General features: G+C 64.5%; 16 protein-coding genes. 8 read left to right on the top strand and 8 right to left on the bottom strand.

All coding sequences use genetic code 11. The annotated features are described in order from the left end of the window. Positions 1-76 precede the first annotated feature (76 nt). The 5 genes from htpX to bioB form a co-directional block, all read right to left on the bottom strand. Positions 77-949, bottom strand: coding sequence for a protease HtpX (htpX, locus tag C3F36_RS18170; protein ID WP_010674070.1), 873 nt, complete (start codon positions 947-949; stop codon positions 77-79). A gap of 113 nt (positions 950-1,062) precedes the next feature. Then, positions 1,063-1,743 carry a dethiobiotin synthase gene (gene bioD, locus C3F36_RS18165; RefSeq protein ID WP_104455624.1) on the bottom strand — a complete coding sequence of 227 codons (681 nt, stop codon included), beginning with the start codon at positions 1,741-1,743 and terminating at the stop codon, positions 1,063-1,065. A gap of 108 nt (positions 1,744-1,851) precedes the next feature. Continuing rightward, on the bottom strand, positions 1,852-2,655 hold the full coding sequence (gene bioC / locus C3F36_RS18160) for a malonyl-ACP O-methyltransferase BioC (protein ID WP_041212694.1): 804 nt from the start codon (positions 2,653-2,655) through the stop codon (positions 1,852-1,854). Next, a complete protein-coding gene (bioF, locus tag C3F36_RS18155) occupies positions 2,645-3,841 on the bottom strand; it encodes an 8-amino-7-oxononanoate synthase (RefSeq protein ID WP_104455623.1) in 1,197 nt (398 codons plus the stop codon). The genes bioC and bioF overlap by 11 nt, the downstream gene beginning before the upstream one ends. Next, positions 3,838-4,926 (bottom strand): biotin synthase BioB, encoded by a 1,089-nt coding sequence (gene bioB / locus C3F36_RS18150; protein ID WP_104455622.1) that lies wholly within the window; start codon positions 4,924-4,926, stop codon positions 3,838-3,840. The genes bioF and bioB overlap by 4 nt, the downstream gene beginning before the upstream one ends. Before the next feature lie 194 nt (positions 4,927-5,120). Between bioB and bioA the strand changes: the two genes are divergently transcribed. Continuing rightward, entirely contained in the window at positions 5,121-6,395 is a 1,275-nt protein-coding gene (bioA, locus tag C3F36_RS18145) for an adenosylmethionine--8-amino-7-oxononanoate transaminase (RefSeq protein WP_199769617.1), read from the top strand. A 135-nt stretch (positions 6,396-6,530) separates the two neighbouring features. Beyond that, positions 6,531-7,352: a HAMP domain-containing protein gene (locus C3F36_RS18140; protein ID WP_104455620.1), complete on the top strand. Its 822-nt coding sequence runs from the start codon at positions 6,531-6,533 to the stop codon at positions 7,350-7,352. Here C3F36_RS18140 and C3F36_RS18135 read toward each other — a convergent pair. Then, on the bottom strand, positions 7,340-7,642 hold the full coding sequence (locus tag C3F36_RS18135) for a hypothetical protein (protein WP_010674063.1): 303 nt from the start codon (positions 7,640-7,642) through the stop codon (positions 7,340-7,342). The genes C3F36_RS18140 and C3F36_RS18135 overlap by 13 nt on opposite strands. A gap of 240 nt (positions 7,643-7,882) precedes the next feature. Between C3F36_RS18135 and asnS the strand changes: the two genes are divergently transcribed. The 3 genes from asnS (at position 7,883) to C3F36_RS18120 (ending at position 11,760) form a co-directional block, all read left to right on the top strand. Beyond that, positions 7,883-9,283, top strand: a complete 1,401-nt coding sequence (asnS, locus tag C3F36_RS18130) for an asparagine--tRNA ligase (protein ID WP_039039869.1) — start codon at positions 7,883-7,885, stop codon at positions 9,281-9,283. A 349-nt stretch (positions 9,284-9,632) separates the two neighbouring features. Then, complete coding sequence (locus C3F36_RS18125) at positions 9,633-10,976, top strand: anaerobic C4-dicarboxylate transporter (protein ID WP_039039870.1); 1,344 nt, start codon at positions 9,633-9,635, stop codon at positions 10,974-10,976. Between the two features lie 127 nt (positions 10,977-11,103). Next, entirely contained in the window at positions 11,104-11,760 is a 657-nt protein-coding gene (locus C3F36_RS18120; protein ID WP_104455619.1) for a hypothetical protein, read from the top strand. 70 nt (positions 11,761-11,830) lie between these two features. On the opposite strand, the gene C3F36_RS18115 is transcribed toward C3F36_RS18120, so the two are convergent. Beyond that, positions 11,831-12,970 (bottom strand): M20 family metallopeptidase, encoded by a 1,140-nt coding sequence (locus tag C3F36_RS18115; RefSeq protein WP_104455618.1) that lies wholly within the window; start codon positions 12,968-12,970, stop codon positions 11,831-11,833. A 140-nt stretch (positions 12,971-13,110) separates the two neighbouring features. Continuing rightward, complete coding sequence (gene dcuC / locus C3F36_RS18110; RefSeq protein WP_069652810.1) at positions 13,111-14,487, bottom strand: C4-dicarboxylate transporter DcuC; 1,377 nt, start codon at positions 14,485-14,487, stop codon at positions 13,111-13,113. Positions 14,488-14,772: 285 nt separating this feature from the next. Between dcuC and C3F36_RS18105 the strand changes: the two genes are divergently transcribed. The 3 genes from C3F36_RS18105 (at position 14,773) to dapE (ending at position 16,952) form a co-directional block, all read left to right on the top strand. Beyond that, positions 14,773-15,087 carry a hypothetical protein gene (locus C3F36_RS18105; RefSeq protein ID WP_010674057.1) on the top strand — a complete coding sequence of 105 codons (315 nt, stop codon included), beginning with the start codon at positions 14,773-14,775 and terminating at the stop codon, positions 15,085-15,087. A gap of 364 nt (positions 15,088-15,451) precedes the next feature. Beyond that, positions 15,452-15,802 (top strand): ArsC family reductase, encoded by a 351-nt coding sequence (locus C3F36_RS18100; RefSeq protein ID WP_039039874.1) that lies wholly within the window; start codon positions 15,452-15,454, stop codon positions 15,800-15,802. Between the two features lie 22 nt (positions 15,803-15,824). Continuing rightward, positions 15,825-16,952 (top strand): succinyl-diaminopimelate desuccinylase, encoded by a 1,128-nt coding sequence (dapE, locus tag C3F36_RS18095; RefSeq protein WP_104455617.1) that lies wholly within the window; start codon positions 15,825-15,827, stop codon positions 16,950-16,952. The last annotated feature ends 15 nt before the right edge of the window (positions 16,953-16,967 follow it).

The raw sequence follows: 16,967 nt of genomic DNA, 5'->3' as shown, positions 1-16,967 counted from the left end.
ATCGGGGGGCAAAACCCCGTCCCCGGAATGCAAAACGGCTGCCCGAGGGCAGCCGTTTTCTTTAGATGACTGGCTATCAGCCACGCAGGGCGGCGATGCGCTGCTCGATGGGCGGGTGGCTCATGAACAGCTCGCTCATGGAGCGCTTGCCGTTGATGCCGAACGCCATCATGGAACCCTCCATCTGCGGCTCGGCACCGCGGGCGAGACGCTGGAGCGCGGCAATCATCTTGTCGCGGCCGGCCAGCTTGGCGGCACCGGCGTCGGCACGGAACTCGCGCTGACGGCTGAACCACATGACGATGATGGAGGCGAGCACGCCGAACACCATCTCCAGCACGAACACGGTGATCATGTAGGCGAAACCGCCGGTGCTGCTGCTCTCTTCCTCGTTGTTGGAGCTGAAGAAGTTGCTGATGACGCCGGCCACGATGCGGGCGAAGAACATCACGAAGGTGTTCACCACCCCCTGGATCAGGGTCAGGGTCACCATGTCGCCGTTGGCCACGTGGCTCACCTCGTGGGCCAGCACGGCTTCCGCCTCGTCGCGGCTCATGCTGTAGAGCAGACCGGAGGAGACGGCGACGAGGGAGTCGTCACGGCGGGCGCCGGTGGCAAAGGCGTTCATCTCGGGGGAGTCGTAGATCCCCACTTCCGGCATCTTGATGCCAGCCTCACGGGCCTGACGGGCAACAGTGCTCACCAGCCAGTGCTCGGTCTCGTTGCGGGGCTGCTCGATGACCTGGACGCCATAGCTGCGCTTGGCCATCCACTTGGACATCAGCAAGGAGATAAAGGAACCCCCAAAACCGAACACGGCACAGAACACCAACAGACCGGAAATGCTGGACTTGTTGATCCCCAGAACCGAGAACAGGATATTGAGTACCACCCCCAGCACCAGCATGACGGCCAGGTTGGTCACCAGGAATAGCATAATTCGCTTCATATTGACTCCTTGTGAGATATGGATGCATGGTTCGGTGCCCCCCAGGGGCGACCGATGCCACACTTGCCCCAGATAATAGACAGACTCGATGAATGTTTGCTGAATGTCTGGCCTCAGAGCAAGGGCGACACATCGAGACAGTGGTGCAAATCCACCTCATTCACCGCGTCCACGAAGGGGAGCTCCCCCAGAAATGGGGCCGGCAACATGGCTTTCAAGGTGTCCAGGTTCTCCTCGTAGCGGCTCATGTGCGGATCCACCCGGTTGATGACCCAGCCCGCCAGGGTCAACCCCTGCTGGCGAATGGCGCTGACGGTGAGCAGGGCATGGTTGAGGCAGCCCAGCCTGGCCCCCACCACCAGGATCACCGGCAGCCGCTCCTGGGCGACCCACTCCGAGAGCAGACGCTGATGATCCAGCGGCAGGAACCAGCCCCCCGCCCCTTCGACAATGACGAGATTGGCCCCAGCTCCCTCAATCTCCCGCAAGCCGGCGGACAGCCCCTCGAAGGGGATGCTCGCCCCTCGCTCACGGGCGGCGATATGGGGGGCGATGGGCGGCTCGAAGGCATAGGGATTGACCTGCTCGTAGGGCAGCGCAACCGTGGCCGCCCGCTGCAACAGCAAGGCATCCAGATTGCGAAGCCCCTCCGGGGTGCGGGTGCAGCCCGCCGACACCGGTTTGTACCCGGCGCAGCGAATGCCTCTGGCGGCAAGCGCCAGCAACAGGGTGCGGGCCACCAGGGTCTTGCCCACGTCGGTGTCCGTGCCCGTGATGAAATAGGATGTCCCCATGATGATTCCTCGATGCAGTGCAGGGGCGCAGAGGCGCCCCGATATCCATGGTGAAAGGCAGGCGCGCGTCCTGCCGCTGAAGGGGTGGGTGCGCCGGGTCTTTTTGTGTCAGCGCCGCACCAGGCGCCCGAGGCAGACCTCGTAGCTGGCGGCCAGCAGGCCGTCCGGTTGACGGTGGCGCTCGTAGGCCTCCCCCAGTCGCACCAGGCGCTGGCGATGACCCAGGCCCGCAGACCGCTCGTCGTTGACCTGGCTCGCACCTATCCCCTTGAGGTCGCGCAGCAGTCCGCTGAGCGCCGGGTAGGCGAGGGACCAGGTCAGCGGGCAGAGTGCCGGGGCCTCGAAGCCCCCGTCACGGGCCGCCTGCTGCAACTGGGGCAACGTCAGGAAGCGATTGACATGGTCACGACCATCCACGGCCCGCCAGGCCTCCCGCAGTTGCCACAGTGACCCCGAAAGCAGGGTCGAGAAGAAGACCTGTCCACCGGGTTTGAGCACCCGGTTGAGCTCGGCAAAGGCCTGGGCCGGCCGCTCGCACCACTGCAGGGCCAGGCTGGAGAAGACCCAGTCCAGGCTCTGGTCGGCAAAGGGCAGCCCCTCCGCATCGCCGCACACCAGGCGGGCTCCGCTGCCGCGAAGGGCCGCCTGGGCCAGCATGCCGGGAGCGAGATCCAGCCCGGTCAGCGTCTCGCAGCGCGGCGCCAGGGCAGGCAGGAAGAAACCGGTGCCGCAGCCCAGATCCAGCCCGGCCCCTGAGCGCACCTCTTTCACGCCCCCCTCGTCCATGCGCGCCAGCAGCGACTGCCCCACCTCCTGCTGGAAGCGGGCGTGGGCGTCATAGTGGCGGGCCGCCGCCCCGAAGCGGCGGGCGAGCTGTGCCTTGTCCACCGACTGGAAACGCTCATGCACCATGGGCGCCCCCTCTCTCGTCGGTGGATGGGCGGGGTCCCAGGGCCTCGAGCAGGCGATCCACGTCATCTTCGCCATGGGCGGCGCACAGGGTGATGCGAAGGCGCGCCGTGCCGACCGGCACCGTGGGCGGGCGGATGGCGCCGGCCCAGACACCGCACTCCCGCAGCCGCTCGGCCAGTTGCAGGGCAGCGACGCTCTCCCCCACCAGCAGCGGCTGGATGGGGGTATCGCTTGCCCCAAGCCGCCAGCCGAGCGCCTGCGCCCCCTGCCGGAACCGGGCGACAAGGCGAGCCAGATGGGCACGGGCCTCGTCGGCTACGCGTACCAGCTCGATGCTCTGGCGCACGGCGCACGCCTGGGCGGGGGGCATATGGGTGCTGTAGACATAGTGGCGGGCAAAATTGACCAGGTACTCCACCAGCTCGCGACTGCCCCCCACAAAGGCGCCGGCCACCCCGAGCGCCTTGCCGAAGGTCCCCATCTGGATGTGCACGCTGGCAGGAGCAACCCCCTGGGCCGCCAGGGTGCCGCGCCCCTCGGCACCCAGCACGCCGAGGCCGTGGGCATCGTCAATCATCAGCCAGTTGCCGCTTCGGGATGCGAGTGTGGCCAGCTCAGCCCAGGGGGCCTGATCCCCGTCCATGCTGAAGACCCCTTCCGAGACGATCAGGCCCCGGTTTGGCTCAAGCAGCCGCTCAAGGGCCGCCATGTCGTTGTGGCAAAAGCGCTTCATCTTGCAGGGGAGCTGGCTCCCCATCTCCTGCAGGGAGGCGTGGTTGAGCTTGTCCTGCCACAGCAGGTGATCCTTGCCGAGCAGGGCCTTGAGCACCGCCTGATTGGCGGAGAAGCCACAGTTGAACAGCAGCACCGCCTCCACGCCGAGCCAGTCGGCAAGGGCCTCTTCCAGCTGCTGGTGAGCGCGGCTGTAGCCGGTCACCAGGGGCGAGGCGCCTGCCCCTGCGCCATATTGCGCCACCCCCGCCGTGAAGGCGGCCTTGATGGCGGGGTGACCCGCAAGGCCCAGGTAGTCGTTGCCAGAGACATTGAGGTAATCGCGCCCCCCGACCCGGATCCGCCCGCCGCTCGCCACATCCACCGGGGTGCGTCGGCGCAGCAGGGTGGCCTGTTCACGCTCGGCCAGCGCCTCCCCCAGGGCAAAGGGGCCGGTAACAACGGACGTCATCATGGACGGAGGACATCTGCGCGGGAACGGGTGGCATCGTAGAAGAGTTCGCTCGGCTCGCTCTGGCGGTTCACCTCGGCCAGCAGCTCCTCCTCTTGAACCTGATCCGGCTTCTGGGCTCGCTGGGCGGGGCGGATGCCGAGGCGCTTGAAGAGCTGCATGTCGCTGTTCTCGTCCGGATTGGGGGTGGTCAGCAGCTTGCAGCCGTAGAAGATGGAGTTGGCCCCCGCCATAAAACACATGGCCTGCATCTGCTCGTTCATCTTCTCCCGCCCGGCGGAGAGGCGCACGTGGGAGGCCGGCATCATGATGCGCGCCACGGCGATGGTGCGGATAAATTCGAACGGGTCCAGGTTCTCCTGGTTCTCCAGGGGCGTCCCCTTCACCTTGACCAGCATGTTGATGGGCACGCTCTCCGGGTGGCGCGGCAGATTGGCCAGCGCCATCAAGAGGCCCGCACGGTCTTTCGCCTGCTCCCCCATGCCGACGATGCCGCCGGAGCAGACCTTCATGCCGGCGCCGCGCACATGCTCCAGGGTGTCGAGCCTGTCCTGATAGGTGCGGGTGGTGATGATGTCGCCGTAGAACTCCGGCGAGGTGTCGAGGTTGTGGTTGTAGTAATCGAGCCCCGCAGCCCCGAGACGCGCCGCCTGATCGGCGGTCAGCATCCCGAGCGTCATGCAGGTCTCCATGCCGAGCCCGCGCACCTCTTCAATCATGCGCAGGATGTAGGGCATGTCCTTCTCTTTCGGGTTGCGCCAGGCCGCCCCCATGCAGAAGCGGGACGAGCCGTTGGCCTTGGCCTCCCGGGCCCGCTCCAGCACTTTTTCCACCTCCATCAGCCGCTCGGTCTCGAGCCCGGTGTGGTAGCGAGCGCTCTGGGGACAATATTTGCAATCTTCCGGGCAGGCCCCGGTCTTGATGGAGAGCAGGGTGCTTACCTGCACCTCGTTCGGGTCGAAATGGGCGCGGTGTACCGTCTGGGCCTGGAACAGCAGATCGTTGAATGGCAGGGCAAAGAGAGCCTGAACCTCGGACAGGGTCCAGTCGTGACGAAGGGCGTGGGCACCCGCGGTGAGAGCATTCATACATGGCTTCCGGTTGTTATTGGTGGGATCCTGCGCCGCGCTGCAAGAGAGCGTTCGCCGCAAGACCCGCCAGCTGGACAGCGCGACGCCAGGGCGTTCGCGAAGCCAAGTGGCTGAAATTGTTGGCTAGTGTAGAGAGCACGCGTAGACTGTCAACACCGACCAGATCAAATCAATTGACAACAGAACACAAAATGACCAACCAAGAATTCGACCTGCACCACGTCTGGCACCCCTATACCTCCCTTACCCATCCCCTGCCCTGCTATGAAGTGGCCAGCGCCAAAGGGGTGACCCTCACCCTGACGGACGGGCGCGAGCTGGTGGATGGCATGAGCTCCTGGTGGGCCTGCGTTCACGGCTATCAGGTGCCGGAACTGGACGCTGCCGCCACCGCCCAGCTCGGCAAGATGTCCCACGTGATGTTTGGCAGCCTGACCCATGCCCCGGCGGTCGAGCTCTGCCGCAAACTGGTGGAGATCACCCCGAAGGGGCTGGATCGGGTCTTTCTGGCGGATTCCGGCTCGGTGGCGGTGGAGGTGGCCCTCAAGATGGCCCAGCAGTACTGGCATGCCAAAGGGACGCCCCGCGCCAAATTCGTTGCCCTTCGGGGCGGCTATCACGGCGACACCTTCGGCGCCATGAGCGTGTGCGACCCGGATGGCGGCATGCACGAGCTCTACCAGGGCTTCCTGCCCGAACACCATTTCGTCGAAGCGCCAAGCTGCCGCTTCCACGCTCAGTGGGACGAGCAGAGCGTGGTGGAGCTGGCCACCCTGGTGGCGGATCATCACGAGGAAATTGCCGCCATCGTGCTAGAACCCATCGTCCAGGGGGCAGGCGGCATGCGCTTCTACCACCCCCGCTACCTGCAGTGGGTGCGCGCCCTGTGCGACGAATTCGGCGTACTGCTCATAGCAGATGAAATCGCCACCGGCTTTGGCCGCACCGGCCAGCTCTTTGCCTGCGACTGGGCGGGGATCAGCCCCGACATCATGTGCCTGGGCAAGGCACTCACCGGCGGCTACCTGACGCTGTCGGCCACGCTCACTACCGAGCATGTGGCTCGCACCGTGTGTGACGGCAAGGCGGGCGTCTTTATGCACGGCCCCACCTTCATGGGCAACCCGCTCGCCTGCGCGGTAGCCAACGCCTCCATCGAGTTGTTGCTCGCCTCCCCGTGGCAGGCGCGGGTGCAAGCCATCGAACACCAACTCAAAACCGAACTGGTGGAGCTGACCCTGCACCCGGCGGTGGCGGATGTGCGGGGGCTCGGCGCCATCGGGGTGGTGGAGATGAAGGAGCGGGTGGACGTGGCGCGAATCCAGCGCAAGTTCGTGGAGCTGGGCGCCTGGATCCGTCCCTTTGGCAAGCTCATCTACCTGATGCCCCCCTTCGTCATCACGTCCGACGCGCTGCGAGTATTGACCGGCGCCATCCACGAGGCCATCACCAGCGGCGAATATTGAGTCCGGTTGAACGGGCCCTGCATGAGAACGCAGGGCCTTTCGGCGCTTTTTCATCAGAATGTGAGCAAGACACCAAAACCCGTCCGGCGAGGAGAGTAGACTGCGCGGGTTTTACCCAACAGATGTACCAGTCCCATGCGCCTCTCCATTGCTGCCAAGATCAACTTCTTCCTGCTCTTCATCTTCTCCATGGTGTTGGTGTTTTCCGCGGCCTATCAGGCGGTGCGCGAGCGTGACCTCATCCTGACCCTCATCAAGGAACAGAGCCGCGAGCAGACCGGGGCCTACTTCGACGGCCTCAACATGCTGATGCTGACCGGCAAGATGGACGCCCGCGACACCCTGCGCGCCAAGTTTCTCGATCACGCCCACGTGGAAGATGCCCGCATCGTGCGCGGGGCGGCGGTCAACAAGCAGTACGGGCCGGGCCGTGACGTCGAGGCCCCGAAGGACAGGTACGATGCCCTGGCGCTGGCGGGCAAGGGGAGCCTGGAGGTAGAACATGACGGCATGCACAGCCGGCTGGTGGTGACCCGCCCGCTGCTGGCCAGAAAGGATTTTCGCGGTACCGACTGCACCAGCTGCCACCAGGTGCCGGAAAACACCGTACTGGGAGCGGTGCGTTTTGACTACTCCCTCGACACCCTGTTTACCCGGGTGGAGCAGAACATCCTCACCTCGGCCCTGAGCCTCACCCTCATCTTCGGGCTGGGACTCCTGCTCACCCTCTGGGTCATCCGCACCTGGATAGTCCGCCCTCTCAACCAGCTGACCCGCTCCATGGAGGAGGCCACCGATCGCAACGACTTCGGCCACAGGCTGGAGGGGGATGAAGGGGACGAGATTGGCCGGGTGGCGCTCGCCTACAACCAGATGCTCGACAGCGTGGAGCGCCAGATAGGCAAGCGCCCCGCCTCTCAGGGGATGGATGACGGCGACGGCCCTCAGCCCCGGTAGTAAAGCAGCAGGCAGGCCACCAGGATCAGCAGCAGGATGAAGAGATTGACGTGGCGGGCATCTTCCTGCCGGCGGCTGCGGCCACGGGCCAGCACCAGCACCACCAGGGTCAGCAGGCAGCAACCCCAGAGCCCGCGCTCCAGCCAGGGGGTAAGCAGGGGGTCCCAGCTCTGGCGCACCTTGACGCCCCCATAGACCAGAAAGCCGTAAGCCACCTCTGGCCGGGCGAAGTGATAGAGGGAGAGCAGGGCGACAAAGCCGCCCCAGCAGAGGATCACCAGCCCCTGCAACACCCGTATCCAGCCATCCGGCCCCCGCCTGCGCTCCTTCACCCTCACCCCCGTCCAGCCGCCATGATCCATGCACGATGCATGGGGAAATCCCCGCAAGGGTCCGACATTTTTGCTTGTTTATCAAACCTGCGCGGGTAAGATGAACGGCTTAGTCTGCCATGGTGGGCCAACTGCGCCCGGGCTAGACCCCTAGTGTTGCAAATAGCGCTGCAAGAACAAGCTGGAGACAATATTTCGATGACGCACGCATCCGTAGTTGATGTGCTGGCCGGTAAGTATTCGGTCGGCACCACCCTGACTGTGAAAGGGTGGATCCGGACCCGCCGCGATTCCAAGGCGGGAATCTCATTTTTGGCCGTTTCCGATGGCTCCTGCTTCCATCCGGTGCAGGCCGTCGCCCCCAATACCCTGGCCAATTACGAGAATGAAGTGCAACGTCTGACCACAGCTTGCTCCGTCGAAGTGACCGGCACCGTGGTCGAGTCCCAGGGCAGCGGCCAGGCGTTCGAACTGCAGGCCACCGAGGTCAAGGTGGTGGGCTGGGTCGAAGATCCGGACACCTACCCCATGTCTGCCAAGCGCCACAGCATCGAGTACCTGCGCGAGCAGGGCCACCTGCGTGCCCGCACCAACATCGTCGGTGCCGTGACCCGGGTGCGCAACTGCCTCTCCCAGGCCATTCACCGCTTCTTCCACGAACAGGGCTACCTCTGGATCGCGGCGCCCCTCATCACTGCCTCCGACACTGAAGGGGCCGGCGAGATGTTCCGCGTCTCCACCCTGGACATGGAAAACCTGCCGCGCACCCCCGAAGGCAAGGTGGACTACGACAAGGACTTCTTCGGCAAGGAGACCTTCCTGACCGTGTCCGGCCAGCTGAACGTCGAAACCTACGCCTGCGCCCTGTCCAAGGTCTACACCTTCGGCCCGACCTTCCGCGCCGAAAACTCCAACACCAGCCGCCACCTGGCCGAGTTCTGGATGGTGGAGCCGGAAGTGGCCTTCGCCGATCTGGAAGACAACGCCGCCCTGGCCGAAGCCATGCTGAAGTACGTCTTCAACGCCGTGCTGACCGAGCGCCGCGACGATCTGGAGTTCTTCGCCCAGCACGTGGACAAGGACGCCATCGGCCGTCTGGAGCGCTTCGTCGCCTCCGACTTCGCCCAGATTGACTACACCGATGCCATCGACGTGCTGCAAAACTGCGGCAAGAGCTTTGAGTTCCCGGTCTCCTGGGGCATCGATCTCTCCTCCGAGCACGAGCGCTACCTGGCCGAGGAGCACTTCAAGTCCCCGGTGGTGGTGAAGAACTACCCGAAGGACATCAAGGCCTTCTACATGCGCCTCAACGACGACGGCAAGACCGTTGCCGCCATGGACGTACTGGCCCCGGGGATCGGCGAGATCATCGGCGGCTCCCAGCGTGAAGAGCGTCTCGAGGTGCTGGATGCCCGTCTGGCCGAGATGGGTCTGAACAAGGAAGACTACTGGTGGTACCGCGATCTGCGTCGCTACGGCACCGTGCCCCACTCCGGCTTCGGTCTGGGCTTCGAGCGCCTGGTGGTCTACGTGACCGGCATGGGCAACGTGCGCGACGTGATCCCCTTCCCCCGTACTCCCCGCACTGCCGAGTTCTAAGGCGACCCGCCCACTCGCACCGTGCAAAAGCCGACCCCCGGGGTCGGCTTTTTTTATGCCCGCCTCGCTCTTCCCGCCCCCGTTATTCCCGCCTTTTGCATGCCCAACCCTGTGATCTCCTCCATCTTTCCCGTCATTTATCTGGTGTGCGCCAGGACGCGGCCCCTGTTCAAGGGCTGAACCGTAGTTTTTATGCACTTAAATCGGAAAAAAGCCGGTTGTTGAAGCAACGCAATTTTTTACCCCTTTAGGGGTGACAAAATATCCATTAACCCTTCAGGGGTAATTAATGAGCGGATCCCGGGCAGCTGGCCGATGGGGACATGGATAAAACACACGAGGTAATGGAATGATCTTGATGGAATTTTTGGTGGTACTCGGCTGCTTGCTGCTGGGTACCCGCTTTGGGGGCATGGGGCTGGGTCTTATCAGCGGCATTGGTCTGTTCCTGCTGACCTTCGTCTTCGGCCTGGTGCCGGGCGAGCCGCCGGTGCAGGTGATGCTGACCATACTGGCGGTCATTGGCTGCGCCGCCACCCTGCAGACCGCCGGCGGTCTCAACCTGATGATGCAGGTGGCCGAGCGTCTGCTGCGCCGTCACCCCCAGTACATCACCCTGCTGGCGCCGCTCACTACCTGGACCCTCACCTTCCTGTGCGGCACCGGCCACGTGGTCTACACCATGTTCCCCATCATCGCCGACATCGCGCTGCAGAAGAACATCCGTCCGGAGCGCCCCATGGCAGTGGCGTCCGTAGCCTCCCAGATGGCCATCTGCGCCTCGCCGGTCTCGGTGGCCGTGGTCTCCATGGTCTCCATCCTGGCGGCGGCTCACGGCGTGGGTCAGGCCTACGGTCTGCTCGACATCCTGATGGTCGCCATCCCCTCTTCGCTCACGGGGGTCATGATGGCGGCCCTGTGGAGCCTGCGCCGCGGCAAGGATCTGGACAAGGACGAGGAGTTCCAGGCCAAGATCAAGGACCCTGCCCAGCGGGACTTCATCTACGGCGGTGGTGAAACTCTGCTCAACACCAAGTTCCCGAAAGAAGCCTACTGGTCCACCTGGATCTTCTTCGCCGCCATCGCTGCCGTGGTGCTGCTGGGGGCCGATGAGGCGCTGCGCCCCGTCTTCACCATCAAGGAGAAGACAGGCCCCCTCTCCATGAACCTGGTGATCCAGATGATGATGCTGATCGCCGGCGCCATCATCCTGATGCGCTGCAAGGTCAAGCCGGGGGAGATCGCCAACGGCGCCGTCTTCAAGGCGGGCATGGTCGCCATCTTCTCCGTATTCGGGGTCGCCTGGATGAGTGAAACCTTCTTCCAGGCCCACATGCCGCTGCTCAAGGAGACCCTGGCCCACGTGGTACAGGCCCAGCCCTGGACCTACGCCCTGGTGCTCTTCCTCATCTCCAAGCTGGTGAACAGCCAGGCCGCGGCGCTCACCGCCATCGCCCCCATGGGGCTGGCGCTGGGGGTCGAACCCAAACTGCTGATCGCCTTCCTGCCGGCGAGCTACGGCTACTTCGTGCTGCCGACCTACCCGAGCGATCTCGCCTGCATCGGCTTCGACCGCTCCGGCACCACCCGCATCGGCAAGTTCATCATCAACCACAGCTTCATCATTCCGGGCCTCATCGGGGTGGTGACCTCCTGTACCCTGGGCTTCATCCTGACCAGCATCCTGCTGTAACAGGCATCCAGTGCGAGCGGCTCCCCCGTGGGAGCCGCTTTTTTATCCCCGCATCCCCGGCCCCCGCTTTGCCATCGCCCCCCACTCTGGGTAGCATGAGCTCTCTTTTATTCAGCGGAAATCCCCCATGTCTCGCGTCATCCTGCTCTGGAGCGGCGGCAAAGATGCCATGCAGGCCCTCTGCCACGCCCGGGAAGCGGGCCATCAGGTGGTGGTCCTGATCACCTTTGCCCCGCCAGCGCCCCGCTTTCTCGCCCATCCCCTGTCACAGGTTCGCCGTCAGGCGGCGGCCCTCGTACTGCCCCATCGGCTGGTCACCATAGAGGCGCCCTTCGATCTCGGTTATGAGCAGGCCCTGGCGGCATTGAAAGAGGAGTGGCAACTCGATGGGGTCGTCACCGGCGACATCGACAGCGTGGGGGGCGCGCCGAACTGGATCCGCGAGCGCTGTCGCCCACTGGGGCTCACCGTTCACACCCCGCTCTGGCAACAACCCCGCGAGGCGTTGCTGGCGGACATGCTGACCCGCGGCATCGTCGCCCACCTCTCCTGCGTCGATACCCGGGTGCTGGCCCCCGAGTGGGTGGGGCGCAGGCTCGATGCGGCCACCCTGGCCGAATTGCAGCAACTGGCAGCAAGCCGGGGCTTCGATGCCTGCGGCGAGCAGGGGGAGTACCACACCATGGTGACCGACGGCTCCGGGTTTGCGGCGCCGCTGACACTCGGCCACTGGCAGGTGGCGCGCCAGGAGCACCTCGCCTATCTGCAGGAGGACGAGGAATGACGTCTCACGAGGGCGACACATAAAAAACGGGAGGCGATGGCCTCCCGTTTTGCTTGTCTATGACGCCGGCCTATCTGGCCAGCTTGCCCAGCACCCGCTTAAGCAGGCGGATGCGCGGCTCGATGCTGTCCAGCAGCAGGAATTCCGCCTCCGAGTGAAAGCCACCCCCCATGGGGCCGAAGCCATCGAGGGACGGCACGCCTGCGGCGGCGGTGAAGTTGGCATCCGAGCCGCCACCGGCCTCCAGCCAGGTGAAGGGGACGCCCTCCTCCCTGCCTGCCGCCTCCACCAGCGCCATCAGGGCCTCGGTGTCGCCGCTCGGGCGCATCGCGGGCTTGAAGCTCTGGCGCGCCACCTCGACCCGGCAACCGGCGAGGAAGGGGATGTTGGCCATGAAGGTGAGCCGGTCGTGCACCGCCTGCGCCTCTTCGTTGCGCCAGAAGCGCAAATCCACGATCGCCTCGGCAAAGTCGGGCACCACGTTGACGCCGGTGCCCCCCTGCACCACCCCCACGTTCATGGTGGTGCCGGTTTCCATGTTGACCTGCTGGTTGATGGCGAGCACCCAGTGGGCCAGCTCCGTGATGGCGGAAATCCCTTGTGCCAGGGCCGAGCCTGCATGGGAGGCCTTGCCGTGGAAGGTGATGCGGTACTTGGCATTGCCCTTGCGGGCGCTGATGAGATCCCCGCTCGGGCGGGCCGCCTCGGCCACCAGCACGCAGCCGCTCTGTTTGGCTTTTTTCACCAGCCATTCTTTGGACCAGGGGGAACCAATCTCCTCGTCGCAGTTGCAGCAAACCAGCACCTTGAGCCTGGCCAGCACGGCCGGGTCCAGCTCTTTCAAGGCATACCAGGTAGAGAGCAGGCCGCTCTTCATGTCCGAGACGCCGGGGCCAAAGGCCTGATTGCCTTCGATTTTCAGCGGTCGCTTGGCCGCCGTCCCCTCGGGGAAGACGGTGTCCATGTGGCCCACCAGCATGACGTCGTAGTGATCCGCCCCCGGGGCATTGGTTGCCTCGAGGCAGGGGCCGCACTCGGCGGCGAACTGGTGGCGGGTCACCTGCCAGCCGATGGCCTCATATTTCTCGGTCATGATGTCGGCGACCCGGGCCACCCCGGCCGGGGTGCGGGTGCCGCAGTCGAGGTTGATGAGCGGGGCGAGATCCGCCAGATAGGTATCGAGGGAAAACGGGCGCGTGAGGTCGTTCATTGTCTTCTCCATGGAACAATCTGCGTAAAACACAGACTGTTTTTGCAACGATAAGAGTGGGCGGGCACTCGACGCCGCCTCGTCAACGGCGGTCGGCCAGCGTGGATCAACTGGCCGCCGCCTCTACTACACCAGAGCCTTTACATGAACAGCAGATAGTTGAGGAGCAGCGCCGTCACCAGGGCCCCCGCCATGGGCACGCTGGTGCGCTTGACCACCACGAAGGGAGAGACCTTGGCGATGCCCGCACAGGCGATGAGCACCGCCGCGATGGGGGAGACGGTGCGGCCGATGCTCGAGGCGAGCTGCATCGGCAGCAGCATGGTCACCGCTGGCACGCCAAACTTGGCTGCCACCGCGGGGGCCAGGGAGGAGAAACTGAGGAAGGCTGCGTTGCCCGAGCCCATGATGACCGCCGCCACCATGATGAGCCCCACCATCACCAGGGTCATCAGGCCGCTGCCGATGCCGGCATTGCTGGCAGAGTGCAGCAGGGTATCGATGGCGCCGATGGCCTTGAGGGATTCGGCGAAGAGCTCGGCACAGACGATGAGCGCCACCACGGGGCCGAACACCTTGCCCATGCCGTCGAGGAAGCTGGAGAGCCCCGCGAAGGCGGTGCGCACCGAGCGGGTGCGCAGCAGCTCGCACAGCATGCCGATAAAGACCGACAGCAGCATGGCCACCTCCACGCTGACGCTGATGCTGGTCACCAGGAGCTTGGAGAAGGTCATCATCAGTACGAAGGGGATGATGGGCAGCAGGCCGTACCAGGTTGGCGCGGCCACCTCGTCCGCCCCTTTTTCGTCAAGCTCCGCGTGCTCGCCGCGATGCAGGGCCGGATCCCAGCCCTCCTGACGGTCACAGTGCCGCTGCCAGAAGAAGTGCAGCACCATGGTCACCAGCAGCATGGGGGCCACCAGCCAGATCTGGTAATCGACGAAGTAGCTGGTGGGATCCATGCCGGACTGACCGGCGGAGAAGATGGCGTTGGTCTGGGTCGGGCCGATTTCGAACGCCTGGGAGGTGGCGATGACGCCGCAGGCGGAAGCCGGGCTGATGCCGAGGTTGCGCATCACAGGGTACATGGTGACCATCAACAGCAGGCCAAGGCCGGTGGCGGAGGTGACGAACAGGGAGACGAAGACCGCCACCAGGTAGCAGATGGCCAGCATCAGGTAGCTGGACTGGATGCCCGCCACCGGTTTGACCGCCACCCGCACCAGGGCCTGGGAGGCGCCGATATGGGACATGTAGGTGGCAAAGCCCGCCACCGCCATGATGGTGAGGCCAAGGCCCGCCGCCCGGTAGGAGAAGATCCCCTTGAACACCTCGAACAGGTCGAACAGGGCGAAGCCGGTGCTCTTGTCAGCGGGCAGAATGGGGTGCAATCCCAGCCAGTAGGCCACCGCAAAGAGGGCCATGCCCGCCAGCGCCAACACCGCCTGCGGGTTGTAATCCTTGATGATGCCGTAGACCACGGCGATCAGCACGAGCAAGACGAAGACGAGTTCCAATGTGCACTCCTGACAAGATTATCGAGAAGCGCAATCTAGTGGGGGATCTCCCCTTTCCTCTTGATCACCATCAATAAAGATGGAAAAAGCAAACGTTTGCAGATTTTTATTCCGAAAATAAAATTAAAAACGACATTTAACATCAAGGAACTGGATCTAGAATGCTCCCCAGGGTATCCCTGACCGACAACCGCCACTTTGTTTGCGTTGGATCAACATCCCGCCGGGGTGAACTGGCCAAGATGCCCGTCGACACAGAGCGACCATTTCGCACCGGAGAGAGTTATGACAAACCAAGCCACCGCAGGCACCCCGACCTGCGACTGCAAGCTGTGGGACATCCTCGTCGAGTCTGCAAAGGAACGCACCACCATTCGTTACTCCAAACTGGCCAGGCAGGCCGGGCTGGAGCAGTGCCAGGATGAACTGCGTACCCTGCTGCAACGCATCCGCATGTATTGCACCGAAAATCACCTGCCCATTCTCTCCGCCATCGTGATGGATGACGTGGGCAAATACGCCGGCCTCTCCTCCAGCCTGCCGGATGCCCCCTGGGAGCGGGCACGGGTCTTCGATCACGAGTGGACCACCCTGCACTGAGTGCCGCCCCCTGAATCCGGAACGCGCCCAGACCAGCAGGCGCGTTCTGGTTTTTGGCCCCCGCCGTTTCTTCCCAGGCCCCAGCGGCCAGGTGTGCTTCCCTGTGAGGCTCCCTGCCCCCTGTCGTCCTATCCGGCCAGGTGTGCAGCATAAGGGCCTCCTCCCTCGGTCTCCCCCTTTGATGCCGCAGCGCATCCCGTCCCAGACCAGCGTGTGCTGGCGCGCGGCCCCCTCCCTTCTCCACTCGGCCTGACTGGTAAAACCAGCCCATCCGGCCATGAGCGTTGCCATGGGGGGGCCACAATGCCAGAATCGGGCCCTTGCACGATTTCAGGGCCGCCGGCCCGCAGACAAAGGATCCCCCATGGCCACCACCCTCTATGGCATCAAGAACTGCGACACCATCAAGAAGGCCCGCAAGTGGCTGGAGGAGGCGGGTATCGATTACCGCTTTCATGATCACCGCGCCGACGGTCTGAGCCCGGAACAGCTCGATCTCTGGCTCGCCAAGCTGGGCTGGGAAGCCCTGCTCAACACCCGTGGCACCACCTTCCGCGCCCTGCCGGAAGCAGAAAAACAGGGGCTCGACACCGCCAAGGCCCGTGACCTGCTGCTGGCCCACCCGGCCATGATCAAGCGCCCGCTGCTGGACCAGGACGGTACCCTGACCCTGGGCTTCAAGGCAGACCTCTATCAATCCCTCTTCTCCCGTTAACTTTTTCTGTTAAGGAACACCGATGTCGGACGTCATCACACTGGCCAAGGATTTGATCAGCCGCCCCTCCGTGACCCCCCTGGATGAAGGGTGCCAGACCCTGATGGCGGAGCGCCTCGCGCGCCTGGGGTTCGTCATCGAACCCATGGTCTTTGAGGACACCACCAACCTCTGGGCACGCCGTGGCAGCGAGGGTCCCCTCTTCTGCTTCGCCGGCCACACCGACGTGGTACCCGCCGGCCCCCTGGAGAAGTGGGACACCCCGCCATTCGAGCCGACCATCAAGGACGGCATGCTCCATGGCCGGGGCGCCGCCGACATGAAGGGGTCCCTGGCCGCCATGGTGGTGGCGACCGAGCGCTTTGTGGCCGAGCACCCGGACCACAAGGGCTCCATCGCGTTTCTCATCACCTCGGATGAAGAGGGGCCCTTCATCAACGGCACGGTACGCGTCATCGACACCCTGGAGGCACGCAACGAGAAGATCCGCTGGTGCATCGTCGGCGAACCCTCCTCCACCGCCCAGGTCGGGGACGTGGTGAAGAACGGCCGTCGCGGCTCCATCACCGGCGATCTGCTGGTGCGCGGGGTGCAGGGCCACGTCGCCTACCCCCATCTGGCGGACAACCCTATCCACAAGGCGGCCCCGGCGCTGGCGGAGCTCGCCGCCATCGAGTGGGACAAGGGCAACGCCTACTTCCCCCCCACCAGCTTCCAGATCGCCAACATCCAGGGCGGCACCGGCGCCTCCAACGTCATTCCGGGGGAGTTGCAGGTTCAGTTCAACTTCCGCTTCAGCACCGAGCTCACCGATGCGGCTATCCGCGAGCGGGTCGAGGCGCTGCTGACCCGTCACGGCCTGGACTTCGAGCTGAAGTGGACCCTCTCCGGCCAGCCCTTCCTGACGGACACCGGCGCCCTGCTGGACGCCACCGTCGCCGCCGTGGCGGCAGTGAACGGCCAGCAGCCGGCCCTGCTCACCACGGGGGGCACGTCCGATGGGCGCTTCATCGCTCCCACCGGGGCGGAAGTCATCGAGCTCGGCCCGGTCAACGCCACCATCCACAAGGTGAACGAGTGCGTGAAGGCGGGCGATCTGGATCTGCTGGCGGACATGTACCAAGGGGTGCTGGCACGACTGCTGGCATGAGCAGCGCTCCGGACA

This window comes from Aeromonas sp. ASNIH2, assembly GCF_002934795.1.
Lineage (GTDB): Bacteria > Pseudomonadota > Gammaproteobacteria > Enterobacterales > Aeromonadaceae > Aeromonas > Aeromonas caviae.
The sequence above is the reverse complement of the archived record's forward strand: the minus strand, read 5'-3'. Positions and strand labels throughout refer to the sequence as shown.

Coding starts and splice junctions, on each gene's coding strand:
- dapE (WP_104455617.1), top strand. CDS start 15,825: ATGTCGGACGTCATCACACTGGCCAAGGATTTGATCAGCCGCCCCTCC.
- bioB (WP_104455622.1), bottom strand. CDS start 4,926: ATGAATGCTCTCACCGCGGGTGCCCACGCCCTTCGTCACGACTGGACC.
- C3F36_RS18120 (WP_104455619.1), top strand. CDS start 11,104: ATGTCTCGCGTCATCCTGCTCTGGAGCGGCGGCAAAGATGCCATGCAG.
- asnS (WP_039039869.1), top strand. CDS start 7,883: ATGACGCACGCATCCGTAGTTGATGTGCTGGCCGGTAAGTATTCGGTC.
- C3F36_RS18100 (WP_039039874.1), top strand. CDS start 15,452: ATGGCCACCACCCTCTATGGCATCAAGAACTGCGACACCATCAAGAAG.
- C3F36_RS18115 (WP_104455618.1), bottom strand. CDS start 12,970: ATGAACGACCTCACGCGCCCGTTTTCCCTCGATACCTATCTGGCGGAT.
- C3F36_RS18125 (WP_039039870.1), top strand. CDS start 9,633: ATGATCTTGATGGAATTTTTGGTGGTACTCGGCTGCTTGCTGCTGGGT.
- htpX (WP_010674070.1), bottom strand. CDS start 949: ATGAAGCGAATTATGCTATTCCTGGTGACCAACCTGGCCGTCATGCTG.
- bioC (WP_041212694.1), bottom strand. CDS start 2,655: ATGGTGCATGAGCGTTTCCAGTCGGTGGACAAGGCACAGCTCGCCCGC.
- bioA (WP_199769617.1), top strand. CDS start 5,121: ATGACCAACCAAGAATTCGACCTGCACCACGTCTGGCACCCCTATACC.
- bioD (WP_104455624.1), bottom strand. CDS start 1,743: ATGGGGACATCCTATTTCATCACGGGCACGGACACCGACGTGGGCAAG.
- bioF (WP_104455623.1), bottom strand. CDS start 3,841: ATGATGACGTCCGTTGTTACCGGCCCCTTTGCCCTGGGGGAGGCGCTG.
- C3F36_RS18140 (WP_104455620.1), top strand. CDS start 6,531: ATGCGCCTCTCCATTGCTGCCAAGATCAACTTCTTCCTGCTCTTCATC.
- C3F36_RS18105 (WP_010674057.1), top strand. CDS start 14,773: ATGACAAACCAAGCCACCGCAGGCACCCCGACCTGCGACTGCAAGCTG.